12 protein-coding genes and 2 pseudogenes are annotated in these 15,472 nt (G+C 73.1%); 5 read left to right on the forward strand and 9 right to left on the reverse strand.

Annotated elements, in window-relative coordinates; genetic code table 11:
• Window positions 1–34: 34 nt before the first annotated feature.
• Window positions 35–232 (reverse strand): annotated as a pseudogene (locus HTZ82_RS19720) (SGNH/GDSL hydrolase family protein); the annotation flags it as partial.
• Between HTZ82_RS19720 and HTZ82_RS19725 the strand changes: the two are divergent.
• Window positions 228–499 (forward strand): annotated as a pseudogene (locus HTZ82_RS19725) (nuclear transport factor 2 family protein); the annotation flags it as partial. The pseudogenes HTZ82_RS19720 and HTZ82_RS19725 sit on opposite strands and share 5 nt — an antisense overlap.
• A gap of 94 nt (window positions 500–593) precedes the next feature.
• On the opposite strand, the gene HTZ82_RS19730 reads toward HTZ82_RS19725, so the two are convergent.
• The 4 genes from HTZ82_RS19730 to HTZ82_RS19745 form a co-directional block, all read right to left on the reverse strand.
• Window positions 594–2,645: a fructose-specific PTS transporter subunit EIIC gene (locus tag HTZ82_RS19730; RefSeq protein ID WP_175410746.1), complete on the reverse strand. Its 2,052-nt coding sequence runs from the start codon at window positions 2,643–2,645 to the stop codon at window positions 594–596.
• 19 nt (window positions 2,646–2,664) lie between these two features.
• The gene (gene pfkB, locus HTZ82_RS19735; protein ID WP_175410747.1) at window positions 2,665–3,609 is read right to left on the reverse strand and encodes a 1-phosphofructokinase; all 945 of its coding nucleotides are present in this window, start codon (window positions 3,607–3,609) and stop codon (window positions 2,665–2,667) included.
• Window positions 3,606–4,367, reverse strand: a complete 762-nt coding sequence (locus HTZ82_RS19740; protein WP_175410748.1) for a DeoR/GlpR family DNA-binding transcription regulator — start codon at window positions 4,365–4,367, stop codon at window positions 3,606–3,608. Before HTZ82_RS19740 ends, pfkB begins: the two co-directional genes overlap by 4 nt.
• 239 nt (window positions 4,368–4,606) lie before the next feature.
• Window positions 4,607–6,142: an MFS transporter gene (locus HTZ82_RS19745; protein WP_175410749.1), complete on the reverse strand. Its 1,536-nt coding sequence runs from the start codon at window positions 6,140–6,142 to the stop codon at window positions 4,607–4,609.
• Window positions 6,143–6,205: 63 nt separating this feature from the next.
• On the opposite strand from HTZ82_RS19745, the gene HTZ82_RS19750 reads away from it, so the two are divergent.
• Window positions 6,206–7,186, forward strand: coding sequence for a YafY family protein (locus HTZ82_RS19750; protein WP_175410750.1), 981 nt, complete (start codon window positions 6,206–6,208; stop codon window positions 7,184–7,186).
• Window positions 7,187–7,303: 117 nt separating this feature from the next.
• Here the strand turns inward: HTZ82_RS19750 and HTZ82_RS19755 are convergent, their stop codons facing one another.
• Window positions 7,304–8,302 carry an RNA polymerase sigma factor RpoD/SigA gene (locus HTZ82_RS19755; protein ID WP_175410751.1) on the reverse strand — a complete coding sequence of 333 codons (999 nt, stop codon included), beginning with the start codon at window positions 8,300–8,302 and terminating at the stop codon, window positions 7,304–7,306.
• A 477-nt stretch (window positions 8,303–8,779) separates the two neighbouring features.
• On the opposite strand from HTZ82_RS19755, the gene HTZ82_RS19760 reads away from it, so the two are divergent.
• Window positions 8,780–9,919 (forward strand): questin oxidase family protein, encoded by a 1,140-nt coding sequence (locus tag HTZ82_RS19760; protein WP_175410752.1) that lies wholly within the window; start codon window positions 8,780–8,782, stop codon window positions 9,917–9,919.
• A 42-nt stretch (window positions 9,920–9,961) separates the two neighbouring features.
• Here the strand turns inward: HTZ82_RS19760 and HTZ82_RS19765 are convergent, their stop codons facing one another.
• Entirely contained in the window at window positions 9,962–10,744 is a 783-nt protein-coding gene (locus tag HTZ82_RS19765; RefSeq protein WP_175410753.1) for a dioxygenase, read from the reverse strand.
• Between the two features lie 169 nt (window positions 10,745–10,913).
• Here HTZ82_RS19765 and HTZ82_RS19770 point away from each other — a divergent pair, with 169 nt between their 5' ends.
• Entirely contained in the window at window positions 10,914–11,402 is a 489-nt protein-coding gene (locus tag HTZ82_RS19770; protein WP_254711975.1) for a MarR family winged helix-turn-helix transcriptional regulator, read from the forward strand.
• 129 nt (window positions 11,403–11,531) lie between these two features.
• Here the strand turns inward: HTZ82_RS19770 and HTZ82_RS19775 are convergent, their stop codons facing one another.
• Together HTZ82_RS19775 and HTZ82_RS19780 are read right to left on the reverse strand one after the other, a co-directional pair.
• The gene (locus HTZ82_RS19775; RefSeq protein ID WP_175410755.1) at window positions 11,532–13,064 is read right to left on the reverse strand and encodes an MFS transporter; all 1,533 of its coding nucleotides are present in this window, start codon (window positions 13,062–13,064) and stop codon (window positions 11,532–11,534) included.
• 148 nt (window positions 13,065–13,212) lie between these two features.
• Window positions 13,213–13,959, reverse strand: coding sequence for a helix-turn-helix domain-containing protein (locus HTZ82_RS19780; protein ID WP_309235574.1), 747 nt, complete (start codon window positions 13,957–13,959; stop codon window positions 13,213–13,215).
• Between the two features lie 199 nt (window positions 13,960–14,158).
• Between HTZ82_RS19780 and HTZ82_RS19785 the strand changes: the two genes are divergently transcribed.
• On the forward strand, window positions 14,159–15,472 hold a 1,314-nt coding region (locus HTZ82_RS19785; protein WP_175410756.1), incomplete at its 3' end, for a M6 family metalloprotease domain-containing protein.

Below are 15,472 nucleotides of genomic sequence, written 5' to 3' on the forward strand. Positions count from 1 at the left end.
CCCGGGCCTGTGTACGCCGTCTGTCCGCCCGGGCCTACGCGGGGGTGACGGGGAGGAGGTCCGGGCGTTTGGCGGTGCGGCCGTCGCCGGAGGAGCGGCCGCGCAGTCGGCGGCCCAGCCAGGTGCCCAGGAAGGCGGCCGCCCAGCGCAGTTCGCCGGCGGCGGCGCGCAGGCCGGCCGGGGGTGGTGCGGCGGGGGCGGGCAGCGGACGGGTCCAGGTGGTGTCGCTGCCGCGCACGTTCGAGGACTTCCGGTACGTCGGGGAGTGCGACGGCACGGCCGAGACCAGCGTCGACGGCAGCGCAGCCCGGTCCGCCGTGCTGCTCTTCCGGGCGACCGTGAACGGGCGGCGGATACACGGCATCGACCTGCTCCACTTCGCCGACGACGGCCGGATCAAGGAGTTCAGGTGATGGTGCGTCCGCAGTCCGCCGTCCACGCCCTGGGCGAGGCGGTTCTCGCCGGGCTGGTCGCGGACGGGCTCGTACCGGCGCCGTAGAGCCGTAGAGCCGTAGAGCCGTGGACAGCGCAAAGAAAACGGTCCGGCGGAGGCGCGGTCGTGGTGACCGCTCCTCCGCCGGGCCGGGGGTGTGTCAGGCGGCTACCGCGACCTTGCGGTCGGCCTGCTCGCCGGTGACGTCCGGGGCGGGGGCCTTGCGGGCGCCCTTCAGCAGGATGACCAGCGTCGCGCTGATCGCCGTACCGATGAGGATGGCCAGCAGGTAGAGGAACGGGTGGCCGATCAGCGGGACGACGAACATGCCGCCGTGCGGGGCGCGCAGGGTGGCCTCGAAGGACATCGACAGCGCGCCGGTGACCGCGCCGCCCACCATGACCGACGGGATGACGCGCAGCGGGTCGGCGGCCGCGAACGGGATGGCGCCTTCCGAGATGAACGAGGCGCCCAGCACCCAGGCCGCCTTGCCGTTCTCGCGTTCGGCCTTGGTGAAGAGCCGGCCCCGTACGGCGGTGGCCAGCGCCATCGCGAGCGGCGGCACCATGCCGGCGGCCATCACGGCGGCCATGACCTTCAGGGAGCCCTCGTTGGGGCTGGCGAGGCCGCCGACCGCGAAGGTGTAGGCGACCTTGTTGACCGGTCCGCCCAGGTCGAAGCACATCATCAGGCCCAGGAGCGCGCCGAGCAGGATCGCGTTGGCGCCGCTCAGGCCGGACAGCCAGTCGGTGAGCGCCTTCTGGAGCTCGGCGATGGGCTTGCCGACGACCAGGAACATCAGGAACCCGACGACCGCCGACGCCACAAGGGGAATGACCACCACCGGCATGATGCCGCGCAGCACGGAGGGGATCTTGAGGCGCTGGATGGCCAGTACGGTCCCGCCTGCCAGCAGGCCCGCCGCCAGGCCGCCCAGGAAGCCCGCGTTGATGGTGAGCGCCACCGCGCCGCCGACGAAGCCGGGAACCAGGCCGGGCCGGTCCGCCATCCCGTACGCGATGTAACCCGCCAGCACCGGGACGAGGAACCCGAACGCCAGCGCGCCGATCTGGAACATCAGGGCGGCCCAGCTGTCGACCTGGCCCCACGCGAAGTGCTCGGCGACAGACGGGGCCTCGTTGATCTCCCAGCCGCCGACGGCGAAGCCGAGTGCGATGAGGAGGCCGCCCGCGGCGACGAACGGCACCATGTAACTGACGCCGGACATCAGCCACTTGCGGAGCTTCGTGCCGTAGCCCTCGCCGGGTTCGCCCGCGCGGTCGACGGGGGTTCCGCCGCCCGGGCCGGCCGCCGCGGCGGGTGCGGTCGTGTCGCCGCGCGCGGCCTTGGACCGTACCTCGGCGATGAGTTCGGCGGCCCGGTTGATGCCGGCCTTGACGCCGACGTCGACGGTGGGCTTGCCCGCGAAACGTTCCTTCTCACGTACGGCGATGTCATGGGCGAAGATCACGCCGTCGGCGGCGTCGATGACCGCCGGGTCGAGCCGTGTGAACCCGGCCGAGCCCTGCGTCTCGACCGTCACCTCGACCCCGGCGTCCCGTCCGGCCTGCTCCAGGGACTCCGCCGCCATGTAGGTGTGGGCGATGCCGGTGGGGCAGGAGGTGACGGCGACGATACGGAAGGGGCGCACGGGCTCCGGCTCCTGGACCTCCGGCGCCGGCTCCCGGACCTCCGACGCCGGTTCCCGGACCTCTGCCTCCCGTGCGGTCTCCGGCTCCCGTACGGTCTCCGGCTCCTGTACGGTCTCCGGCTCCTCGCCGCGCAGGAGTGCGGCCACCGTGGCCGGGGCCGTCGCCCTGCGGAGGGCGGCGGTGAACTCCGGCTCCATCAGGCGGCGGGCCAGCGACGACAGGATCGTCAGGTGGGCGTCGTCCGCGCCCGCCGGGGCCGCGATCAGGAAGATGAGGTCGGCCGGGCCGTCCGGGGCGCCGAAGTCGACGCCGTCGGCGGCCCGCCCGAAGGCCAGGGTCGGGGCGGTGACATGGGCGCTGCGGCAGTGCGGGATGCCGATGCCGCCGTCGAGGCCGGTCGGCATCTGCGCCTCGCGCGCCGCCACGTCGGCGAGGAAGCCCTCCAGGTCCGTGACGCGGCCCAGGCTCACCATGCGCTCGGCGAGCGAACGGGCCGCTTCTTCCTTCGTCTGCGCGGCCAGGTCGAGATCGACCAGGTCCGCGGTGATCATTTCGCTCATCGCGGTTCCTATTTGCTCGTCACTCGGTGAGTGCACGGTCGAGGGGTACGTCGGTGGTCACGGTGACCGCCGCCGGGTCGAGGTCGGCGGGTGTCGGCATCTCGCTGCCGGGCAGCTGCACGGCCGCCGCGCCGTGCGCGACGGCGGCGGCCAGGGCCTCCGGGCCTTCCCCGCCCGCCGCGAGGAAGCCCGCCAGGGACGCGTCGCCCGCGCCCACGTTGCTGCGTACGGCGCCGGCCGCCACGGTGGCGTTGCCGTACCAGACGCCCGCCGCCGAGACGAGGAGCTGGCCGTCCACGCCGAGGCTGGCGAGTACGGCGCCGGCGCCGGCGGCGCGCAGTTCCTCGGCGGCCTTGACGGCGTCCCCGACGGTGGCGAGGGGCCGGCCGACGGCCTCGGCGAGCTCCTCCGCGTTGGGCTTGACGACGTCGGGCCGGCCGCGCAGGGCGACCAGCAGCGACGGCCCGGACGTGTCGAGGGCGACCCGCGAGCCGTGCCCGTGGGCGCGGGTGACGAGGTCGGCGTACCAGGTCGGGGCGAGGCCGCGCGGGAGGCTGCCGCAGCAGGCCACCCAGGCGGCGCCGGCCGCGTGGGCGCCGACCGCCGCGAGCAGGGCCTCCGACTCGCCGTGGGTGAGGCTGGGGCCCGGGGCGTTGATCTTGGTGAGGGTGCCGTCGGGTTCGGCGACGGCGATGTTGGAGCGGGTGTGGCCGCTGATGGTGACGGGCGAGACGTCGATGCCCTGCTGGGCGAGCAGGTCGGCGACCAGGGCGCCCGGGGCGCCGCCGAGCGGGACGACCGCGAGGGTGCGGTGTCCGGCGGCGGCGACGGCCCGGGAGACGTTGACGCCCTTGCCGCCCGGGTCCATGCGTTCGCCGGTGGCGCGCAGCACCTCGCCGCGCTCCAAGGCCGGGACCTCGTAGGTCCGGTCCAGGGAGGGGTTGGGGGTGACGGTGAGGATCATGCGCGTACGACTTCCGTTCCGGCGGCCTCGATGGCGGCCGTGTCCTGGGGGCTGAGCCCCTGGTCGGTGATGAGCAGGTCGACGTCGGTCAGGTCGCCGAAGCGGGCGAAGTGCTCCTGGCCGTGTTTGGCCGAGTCGGCGAGCAGGACGACCCGGCGGGCGGCGCCGATGACGGCCCGTTTGACGGCGGCCTCGGCGAGGTCGGGGGTGGTGAGCCCGTGGGCGAGGGAGAACCCGTTGGCGCCGACGAAGACGACGTCGGCGCGGATCTGCCCGTACGAGCGCAGGGCCCAGGCGTCGACGGCGGCGCGGGTGCGGTGCCGGACGCGGCCGCCGACGAGGTGCAGGGCGATGCCGGGGTGGTCGGCCAGGCGGGCCGCGGTCGTCAGGGCGTGGGTGACGACGGTGAGGGAGCAGTCGAGGGGGAAGCCGTTGGCCATGCGGCCGACCGTGGAGCCGGCGTCGAGGATGACGCTGCCCTCGTCGGGGAGTTCCGCGAGGGCGGCCCGGGCGATGCGGTCCTTCTCGTCGGCGGCGGTGGACTCGCGCTCGGCGAGGTCCGGTTCGAAGTCGAGCCGGCCGGCCGGGATGGCGCCGCCGTGCACACGGCGTACGAGTCCGGCCCGGTCGAGGGCCTTGAGGTCGCGCCGGATGGTCTCGGCGGTGACCTGGAACTCCTCGGCGAGGGAGAGCACGTCGACCCGGCCGCTCTCGCGGGCGAGGTGCAGGATCTGCTGCTGGCGCTCCGGTGCGTACATGTCCGTTTACATCCGTTCGTGACCGAACCTGTGGTTCTGGTGGGAGGCTACGCCGCGATTTCCGGAAAGTAAACAGACTCGGGCATCAAATGGGCATGACCAGACAGGCTCGGGGCTTGACCTGCGCCGAAGCCCGGCCGCTGGGGGGAGCGGCCGGGCTTCGGCGTACACGTACGGAGTGCTTCGGCTACACGTACGGATGCGTACGGACGGCGCATGGCCTCCGTACGGAGGCGGTGTCAGCGCGTGGCGAGTTCGGGCTCCCGGGCGGAGGCGGCACCGGAACCCCCCGGCGCCTCGTCGCCGGCGTCCGCGCCGCCCTCCAGGTGCTGCTTCGGCCGCGCCGGCAGCGCGAACATCAGCAGGAACACGACGCCCAGCACCGCGGAGACCCAGCCGAGCGCCCCGGTGAACGCCTCCGCGACGGCCGGCCCGAGCCCGGTCGGCACGAACACCACCGACACCAGACCGAGGCCCAGCGCGTTGCCCATCTGCATCACGGAGTTGATCAGCCCGGACGCCGAACCGGAGTGCTCGCGCGGCACATCCGACAGGACCGCGTCCGTCAGCGGCGCCACGATCAGGCCCATGCCCGTGCCCAGCACCACCAGCGGCAGCACCATCTGCCAGGACTGGATGCCCATGCCGTACCGGTCGGCCTCCCAGATGTACAGGCCGATCCCGGCGGCCATCGTCAGCGCGCCCGCCTGGAGCACCTTCCGCCCGAAGCGCGGCACCAGCTTCTGCACCGAGACGCCCGCCGCGACCGACACGGCCAGCGAGAACGGCACGCCCGTCAGACCGGCGCGCAGGGCGGTCCAGCCGAGGCCGACCTGCATGTACAGCGTCCAGACCAGGAAGAAGATGCCGAGCCCGATGCCGAACGTGAGCTGGACGGCGATGCCGGCCGCGAAGCTCTTCACCCGGAACAGGGACAGCTCGACGAGCGGCGAGCCGTCGCGGCGCGCCTTGCGCTTCTCGTACGCCACGAACGCCGCGAACACCGGGACGCTGCCCGCCATCATGACGAAGCACCAGGCCGGCCAGTCCAGCTCGGCGCCACGCGTGAGCGGGTACATCAGCATCAGCATCGCGGCGATCGCGACGACCACGCCCGGCAGGTCGAGGCGGAGCGCCTTCGGGGCCTTGGACTCGGTGATGAACGTCCGGCCGAGGAGCAGTGCGGCGATGCCGACGGGCAGGTTGATCAGGAAGATCGGCCGCCAGCCGAGGCCGAAGAGGTCCCACTGCGTGAGCAGCGCGCCCAGCAGGGGCCCGGAGACGGCGCCGAGTCCGATGATCGCGCCGAACAGGCCGAAGACCTTGCCGCGCTCGTGCGCCGGGAACGTGGCGTGCACGATCGAGAGGACCTGCGGGACCATCAGCGCCGCCGTACCGCCCTGGAGGATGCGCGCCGCCACCAGCGTCCCGGGGTCGGAGGCGAAGCCGCAGAGCGCGGAGGCGAGGGTGAACCCGGCGACGCCGATGAGGAACACCCGCTTGCGGCCGTGGATGTCACCGAGCCGGCCACCCGTGATCAGGCCCGCCGCGAAGGCCAGCGCGTAACCGGCGGTGATCCACTGGATGGCACCGAAGGTCGCGCCGAGGTCCCGCGTGATCGCCGGGATGGCGATGTTGACGATCGTGACGTCGACCAGGTCCATGAAGGCCGCGGTCATGACGATGGCGAGGGCGAACCAGCGGCGGCGGTCGCCTGCCGGGGCGGATGCGGGTGCGGTGGTACCGGAGGAGGTACCGGAGGTCTCGGAGGTCATGGGAGCGACGTTAGGGCGCTTATAGGACAGGTTGTGTCCTAGTTGCGGAGCATGCTGGAACGCATGACGGACACACCGGCACGTCTTCTGAAACTGCTGTCCCTGCTCCAGACGCCGCGCGAGTGGCCGGGCAGTGAGCTGGCCGAGCGGCTGGAGGTCAGCGCGCGCACGATCCGGCGCGACATCGACCGGCTGCGGGACCTCGGCTACCCGGTCGAGGCGACCAAGGGCGCGGTCGGCGGGTACCGGCTGGTCGCCGGGGCGGCGATGCCGCCGCTGCTGCTGGACGACGAGGAGGCCGTCGCCATCGCGGTCGGGCTGCGCGCGGGGGCCGGGCACGCCATCGAGGGCGTCGACGAGGCGTCCGTACGGGCGCTGGCCAAGCTGGAGCAGGTGCTGCCGGCGCGGCTGCGGCACCGCGTGTCGACGCTGCAGAGCGCGACGATCCCGCTGACGCGGGGCGACGGCGCGACCGTCGACGCGCACACGCTGACCACGCTGGCGGCCGCGGTGACCGGGAGGGAGCGGCTGCGGTTCGACTACCGGGCGGGCGACCGTACGGAGAGCAAGCGGCAGGTGGAGCCGTACCGGCTGGTGTCGACCGGGCACCGCTGGTACCTGGTGGCGTACGACCTGGGGCGGGAGGACTGGCGGACGTTCCGCGTGGACCGGGTGAGCGCGCCGTTCGCGACGGGGGCGCGGTTCGCGGCGCGTGAGGTGCCGGGCGGTGACGCCGCGGAGCTGCTGGCGCGTCGGCTGCGGGGGCGGCACCCGGGGCTGGACGTGGACGTCACGTTCGCCGCGCCCGCGGAGTTCGTGGCGGCGCGGCTGCCGGGGCATCTGGCGCCGGAGGCGGCGGGCGACGGGGCGTGCCGGGTGCGGGCGGTGGTGACCGACTCGGTGGAGTGGGTGGCGGTGCGACTGGCGCTCGTGGACTGCGACTTCACGGTGCACGGGCCCGAGGCGCTGGTGACGTATGTGGCGGGCCTGGGGGCGCGGCTGGGGCGTGCGGCGGGCTTGGACTTGGACTTGGACTTGGAATAGCGCAACGCCCCGCCGGGGGGGGGAGGGCGGGGCGTTGCTGGGGCCACCGTCCCGCCCTCGGGGGGGGGATCCGGGCGGGACGGTGGGTCTTGGGGGCCGCGGCGTCAGGCCGCGGCGTCAGGCCGCGGCGTCGAAGCCGGTGTCGCGGGCCATGCGCTTCAGCTCCAGCAGGGCGTGCTTCTCGATCTGGCGGATGCGCTCGCGCGTGAGGCCGTGCTCCTTGCCGACCTCCGTGAGCGTCCGCTCGCGGCCGTCCTCGATGCCGTACCGCATCCGGATGATGGAAGCGGTGCGGTGGTCGAGCCGGTCGATCAGGTCGTCGAGCTCCTCGCTGCGCAGCAGCGTGAGCACCGACTGCTCGGGCGACACCGCCGAAGTGTCCTCCAGCAGGTCACCGAACTGCGTCTCGCCCGCGTCGTCCACGGACATGTTCAGCGACACCGGGTCGCGTGCCCAGTCCAGGACGTCCGACACCCGCTCGGGCGTCGAGCCGAGCTCGGCGGCGATCTCCATGGGCTCCGGCTCCCGGCCGTGCTCGCGGTTGAACTCGCGCTGCACCCGGCGGATCCGGCCCAGCTCCTCCACCAGGTGGACGGGGAGCCGGATCGTGCGCGACTGGTCCGCGATGGACCGCGTGATGGCCTGGCGGATCCACCACGTCGCGTACGTCGAGAACTTGAAGCCCTTCGTGTAGTCGAACTTCTCCACCGCGCGCACCAGGCCGGCGTTGCCCTCCTGGATCAGGTCGAGCAGGGGCAGGCCGCTGCGCGGGTAGCGCCGGGCGACCGCGACCACGAGCCGCAGGTTCGAGCGGATGAAGACGTCCTTGGCGCGCTCCCCCTCGGCGGCCAAGCGCATCAGCTCCTCGCGGGACGCACCGCCCGCCTCCGTCTCGACCTCACCGTCCAGGATCTGACGGGCGTACACACCCGCCTCGATGATCTGGGACAGCTCGACTTCCTTGGCGGCGTCGAGCAGCGGCGTACGCGCGATCTCGTCGAGGTACATGCCGACCAGGTCGCGGTCGGCGATCTCCCCGCCCACGGCGCGAACGCTGTTGGCCCGATCGGTCCCGGTGGTGGCGGACTCCGGACGGGCGACGGCACGGGTTGCCATGCGAGCTCCCTTACTGAGTAGGTCGCGACACCCTCGCGGGTGCCCTGCATCCGACGGAAACAACGACTGGAATCCGGACAGAATTCCCATGCCGACCATTGATTTCCGCGATCATGCAGTACCCTGTCCCGCCGCGCGGGGCGGGTGCGCGATGATCGATCGCGGAGAAGCGCAGGTCGAGGCCGACGCGGGGGCAGAATGCGCGGTCGTGGCGGACGCGCACGGCCACCGCGCGCGTGAGACGGCGGTCACATCCGACACGTGGCCCTCCCCCCCCCCCCCNCCCGGACAGCGGCCTCGTCCCCCACTTGCTCTCCCACCGGGAAGGACGGCTCCCGCCGCCTCCTGGTTGCCCGGCTCAACGGACGGGATGCCCGATTTGTTCCGGGTCGGCCGGTGAGGAGGCGCCCGTACGGCCTTGGGACTAGGTCCGTAGGCCGTTCCGGGCGACAGCGGGCCCCGCCTAGGGTCCGGGGCATGGACACGACGGGTACGGACACCACGGGCCGGGGCACGACGGGTACGGACACCACGGGTACGGACACGACCCGCACGGACACCACCGGCATCCTCGACGAAGCGCTCGCGCGGCTGCACGCCTCCGGGCCCGAGCGGGAGGGGTGGCTCAGCAACCACGCGCCGATGGCGGTCGAGGCGCTCGTACGGCACGGCCGGGCGGCGGCCGTGCACCGCTGGCTGGACCACTACCGGCACAAGCTGGAGGACATGCCCGCCCTCTACGCGCGCGTGACGCCCGAGAACTGGCGGGACGCCCTGGGCGATCCGGCCAGGATCGCGGACTGGGCGGCCTTCTTCGAGCGGGAGACCGCCGAGCGGCCGTGGCGTGAGGTGCTCGCGGAGTGGTGGCCCCGGCTGCTGCCGGGCATAGCGGGCGGTGCCACACACCCGGTGATCCGGGTCGGGCACGCCGTACGGACCCTGCTGGACGGCGGCGAGACCGGACCGCGCGTCGGTGAACTCGCGCACGCGCTCGGCTACTGGGCCGCCCGGCACGCCCCGCTGCCCCCGCTCACCACCCTGGACGCCGCGCCCGACGCGCCCGACGCACGCGACGCGGCCGCCGCGCTCGACGCCGTACCGGCCGTGCCGGATCAGGACCAGGGCATCAGGCACCGGCTGGCGCAGCTCACGGCGCTGCCGCGGTGGGGTACGGCGCCCGGCCCGGACGCGGCGCGGGAGCGGCTGGCCGAGCTGGTGGCCGCCGCCACGCACCGGTACGCCGCGCACGCGCACGGCGAGCCGGTCATGCTGGTCCATGCCGCGACGGCGCCCAACGCGGTGCTGCGCACCCTGCCGGCGCTGCCCCGGGAGCTGTGGGTGCCGAGCCTGGGCGCGGCGTGGGCGGCGAGCGCGGCGGTCACGGCCGCGTACACGCCCGCGAAGGCCGCGCCTGTCGCCGCCCCGTACGAGGCGGGCGGGACCGGGACCGGGACCGGGACCGGGACCGGTCTCACGCCCGACGAGGTCTTCGAGCGGGCCGCCGCGCACGGCGACGACCACGCCATCAAGTTCGCGGACACCGCGCTGGACGTCGGCGACGCGCCGGCGCTCGCCGCCGCCGTACGGTCGGTCGAGCTGATCCCGCCGGCGCTGTAGGTCGCGCAGGGCGCCGCGCCGCCCGCCCATGACCGCCGTGCCTCAGCCGAACTGGACCGAGCGCTTCGCGAGCCCCATCCAGAAGCCGTCGATGACGCTGCGGCCCGCGTCGAGTTCACCCGCCGCGTCCGCCGCACCCAGGGTCACGAACAGCGGCGCGAAGTGCTCGGTGCGCGGATGGGCGAGCCTGGCGGCCGGGGACTTGTGCGTGAAGTCGAGGAGCGCGTCGACGTCCCCGGCCGCCAGGGCGCTGCGGCCCCAGTCGTCGAACTCGGCCGACCAGCCCGGGATGCCGCTCTGCCGCAGCGCGGCCAGGTTGTGCGTGAAGAAGCCGCTGCCGACGATCAGGACGCCCTCGTCGCGCAGCGGCGCGAGCTTCCGCCCCAGCTCCATGAGCCGCCGCGGGTCCAGGGTGGGGAGGGAGACCTGCAGGACGGGGATGTCGGCGTCCGCGTACATCTCGACGAGCGGTACGTACGCCCCGTGGTCGAGGCCCCGGTCGGGGATGTCCTGCACGGGCGTACCGGGGGCGCGCAGCAGCTTGCGGACCGCTTCGGCGAGCTCCGGTGCGCCGGGTGCGGCGTACCGGACCTGGTAGTAGTGCTCGGGGAAGCCCCAGAAGTCGTGGACGAGCGGGACGGTCTCGGTGGCGCCGAGGGCCAGCGGGGCCTCCTCCCAGTGGGCGGAGACCATCAGGATCGCGGTGGGCCGTGGCAGCCCGGCGGCCCAGGCGGCCAGCTCACCGGGCCAGACGGGGTCGTCGGCGAGTGGCGGAGCGCCGTGCGAGAGGTACAGGGCGGGCATCCGCCCGGTGGCATGGTTCATGGCGGGTCTCTTTCGCTCCTACCCGATGCGCTTGAAGTTTCAAGCGCATCACTGTTCCACCGTACCGCCATCTAGTTGAAAGTTCAAGAAGAAGTAGAGTGGATATATGAAGACTGCATCCATCGGCGAGGACGGCGCACCCGAGGGCACGGCACAGGACCCGGCGGCCATGGCCGAGCCGCGGTGGCTCACCGACCGCGAACAGAGCGTCTGGCGGGCGTATCTGCAGGCCACGACGCTTCTGGAGGACCACCTCGACCGGCAGCTCCAGCGCGACGCCGGGATGCCGCACATCTACTACGCGCTGCTGGTGCAGCTCTCCCAGGCCCCGCGCCGGCGGATGCGGATGACCGAGCTGGCGAAGCACGCCAAGATCACCCGCTCCCGGCTGTCGCACGCGGTGGCCCGCCTGGAGAAGAACGGGTGGGTACGGCGTGAGGACTGCCCGTCCGACAAGCGTGGCCAGAACGCGTTCCTGACGGACGAGGGCTTCGAGGTGCTCAAGCGCACCGCGCCCGGCCATGTCGAGGCCGTACGGCAGGCCATCTTCGACCGGCTCACACCGGAGCAGGTGGACCAGCTCGGCACGATCATGCGGGTCATGGCGGACGGGCTCGAACCGTCGGACCCGAACGCGGATCTGCCCTGGCTCCGCTGACGCGGAAACCAGGGCAGAGACGACGCGCGGCTCAGCGGGCGCCGGGTACGCGCGGCTCAGGGGGCCCAGGGGGCGCAGGACTCAGTGGGCCCAGGGACGCAGGGCTCAGTGGGGCCGGGGACGCGCGGCTCAGTGGGTCAGGACCGGCACCGGCTGCTCGTCCCCGTCGGCCGAGCCGCCCTTCGCCACGGCCCGCGCGGCACCCGGGCCGCCCGTGGTGACGAGGGTCAGCGCGATCGCCGCGGCGACCACGAGGATGCCGACCGCCCACCAGATCGCGGCCGTGTAGCCCTCCACCATCGCCTGCAGCTGCAGCAGCCGCTGCGCCTGCGGCGAGGCCGCTGACGCCGCGTGCGCGGTGACGTACGCGGTGGTCGCGGACGCGGCGATCGTGTTCAGCAGCGCCGTACCGATCGCGCCGCCGACCTGCTGCGACGTGTTCACCATCGCGGACGCCACACCCGAGTCGCGCGGTTCGACGCCGTGCGTCGCCATGGACATCGCGGGCATGAATGCCGTACCCATGCCGAGGCCGAGCAGCAGCTGCGCGGGGAGGATCAGCCCGGCGTACGAGGAGTCGATCTCCAGTTGCGTCAGCAGCAGCATGCCGACGGCGGCGCTCAGGAAGCCGGGGCCCATCAGCATCCGCGGCGGGACGCGGGTCATCAGGCGGGTGCCGATCTGCGTGGAACCGGTGATCATGCCGACGACCATCGGCAGGAACGCGAAGCCCGTCTTCAGCGGCGAGTAGCCCTTCACGACCTGGAGGTAGTACGTGAGGAAGAGGAACAGGCCGAACATCGCGATGATCGCGAGGCCGAGCGACAGGTAGACCCCGCCGCGGTTGCGCTCGGTCATCACGCGCAGCGGCAGCAGCGGGTGCTTCACGCGCGCCTCGACGCCGACGAACGCGGCCAGCAGCACGACGGACGCGGCGAACATCGTCACCGTGCCGCCCTCGGTCCAGCCCTCGGACTCCGCGCGCGTGAAGCCGTACACGAGCGCGACCAGGCCCAGCGTGGACAGGATGACGCCCGGGATGTCGAGCGGCGAGCGGTTGCGGCTGCCGGCGGGCTCCCGGATCACGAAGTACGCGCCGGCCGCGGCGACGACCGCGAACGGGATGTTGACGTAGAACGTCCAGCGCCAGTCCAGGTACTCGGTGAGGAAGCCGCCGAGGATCAGCCCGACGGCGCCGCCGCCGCCCGCGATGGCGCCGTAGATGCCGAACGCCTTGGCGCGCTCACGGGACTCGGTGAACATCACGGCGAGCAGCGACAGCGCGGCGGGCGCGAGCAGCGCGCCGAACACGCCCTGAAGCGCGCGTGAGCCCAGCATCATGGCCTGCCCGGTGGCGGCGCCGCCCAGGGCGGACGCGGCGGCGAAGCCGAGCAGCCCGACGACGAACGTCCGCTTACGGCCCCACAGGTCCGCGACGCGGCCGCCGAACAGCAGCAGCCCGCCGAAGGCGAGGGCGTACGCGGTGATGACCCACTGGCGGTTGCCGTCCGAGATGCCCAGGTCCTGCTGGGCGGAGGGGAGGGCGATGTTCACGATGGTCGCGTCGAGGACCACCATCAACTGGGCCAGGGCTATGAAGACGAGCGCTTTCCAGCGCCTCGGATCGGGCAGCGCGCTCGCTGCTTCGGGCGTTTTCGACATGGGAGAGGCCACCTAGCGGGTCGTGAGCACAAAAGGAATCAGGAGAAGGAGGAGCGAGGTGTACGGCGGGCGTACGTGAAGAAGACCTGGCAGCCGCCGTGAACGTGACAGGCGGTGAGGTGGGGGCGAGGGTGAGGGTGGGTGAGAGTCAGAGGCTGCCGCTGTGCTCCCGCAGGGTCTCCAAGGTCGCGGCGGTTCCGGGCAGTTCGGAGCGGGCGGGGGCCTCCAGACCGTCGAGCAGGAGCTGGACGTGGCGGTGCGCGAACCGGTCGGCGTCCGGGCACAGGGTGCCGGGCAGCGGCCGGGTCAACTGGGACAGGACGAGGAGCAGGTCGCCGACCCCGACGTCGGCGCGGAGCCGTCCCGCCGCCTGCGCTCGGGCGACGAGGCCCCGCACGGCCTCCTCCAACCGGTCGCGGGCGGTGAGCAGTTCGGGGTGTACGCGGTCGAAGGTGCCGGAGAGCATCGGGCACAGGGCGCCGATCCGCTCATCGACCGCGGCGTGCGCGAAGCGCCGCACGGCCGTGAACGGATCGGTCTGCTCCGCCCGCTCGGCCCGCTCAGCCCGCTCGGCCCGCTCGGCCTGCTCGGCCTGCTCGGCTCGTTCGGTCTGTTCGGCTCGTTCGGTCTGTTCGGCTCGTTCGGTGAGCCGGGTCATGACGGCGACGACGACCTCGTGGACGAGGGTGGCGCGGTCGGGGAAGTGCCGGTAGAGCGTGGCGTTCCCGACGCCGGCCCGGCGGGCGACCTCGTCGAGCGGGACGTCCGCCCCGAACTCGACGAACATCTCGCGGGCCGCGGTGACGATCCGCTCGCGGTTGCGCAGGGCGTCGGCCCGCGGGCGCGGCACCTTGCGCTTCGTACCCGCGGCGCAGCAGGTCGTGGAGTCGTTCACGTCGGCCACGGCGGGCACCCCTCTCTCGGCTCGGTTCTCGGCGCTGTTCTCGGCGCTGTTCGTCAGCGACACCGATGAAAACGGGGAAAAGGTCCCCGGTTATTTCGCCCAGCCGGGGTGACCTGCGTCACGCGCGCCCCGCTCCCACGAACGGACCACCCGGCGGGCGGCCGTACACCGCCCGGCAGAGGCTGACCCCATGCAGCAGCAGAACCGCCGGAAACGGCGAATACGCGGCATAACAGGCACACTCGGCGCCGTCACCGCCCTCGCGGTCGCGACGCTCGCGACGGCGAGTTCGACCCTCCACAGCCCCGTACCCGCCACCGCGGGCCCCTCGGCCGCCGACCCCGACACCGACACGGGCGCGGACACGGCCACCGGCCCCGGTGGCCGCACGGACGCCGCGCTCACGGAGTCCGGTGCCGACGCGCAGGCCCTGGCCCGCTGCCGCATCCGGACGAGCGCGGGCGTCCAGATGTCCGAGGGCGTCCCGACCCCGCCCGGCTACGCCCGGTCGACCGGGATCGTCCGGGCCCTCAACCTGATGATCGACTTCCCGGACGCGCCCGGCGACGGCCACGCGATGGAACGGTTCGCCGAGTTCTTCCCGCAGACCTCCGACTGGTTCCGCACCAGCTCGTACGGGCGGCTGCGCTACCTCCCCGACGCGCCCGTGCCGGACTGGCTGCGGATGCCGCGGACGTTCGAGGCGTACGGGATCGAGCGCGGCGCCCCGTACGAGCCGGGGTACCGGCAGCTCGTCGAGGACATCGTGGCCGCGTCCGACGAGCGCGTGGACTTCAGCGCGTACGACCTGGTGAACATCCTGGTCACGCCGAACGCGGGCCCTTCGGCGCTGGACACCGTCCTGTCCGTCACCTTCTCCGGCAACAGCGACGCGCCGCGCGCGGACGGCGTCGCGCTCGCCAACACGTCGTTCGTGTACAGCCGCCAGGACGACGGCTCCGGCACCTTCCACGAGACCGGCTACCGGGTGCTGCCGCACGAGAACGGCCATGTCTTCGGCCTGCCCGACCTCTACACGCGCGAGGGCGGTGCCACGGTCGGGCACTGGGACATCATGTCCGAGGACTGGGGCGCCAACAACGATCTGCTGGGCTGGCACAAGTGGAAGCTGGGCTGGCTCGACGCGTCCCAGGTGCGGTGCGCCGTCGCGCGCGGCAGCCGCGAGTACACGCTGAGCCCGCTGCCCAGGCCCGGGCAGGGCGTCAAACTGGCGTTCGTGCCGCTGACGCGCCGGTCCGGGTACGCGGTGGAGGTCCGCACCCGGGAGGGCAACGACGAGGCGGTGTGCGAGCCGGGCGTGCTGATCTACCGGGTGTACGCGAACGTGGACACCGGGAAGGGCCCGGTACGGGTGGTGGACAGCGACCCGAACAGCGGCGGGTGCACGCGGCGGCCCAATGTGCACGCGGAGCTGTCCGACGCGCCGTACAGGCCGGGTGAGACCTTCACGGACCGGAGGAACGGGGTGCGGATCACGGTCCTG

It is taken from the genome of Streptomyces sp. TRM64462, assembly GCF_013362995.1.
Lineage (GTDB): Bacteria > Actinomycetota > Actinomycetes > Streptomycetales > Streptomycetaceae > Streptomyces.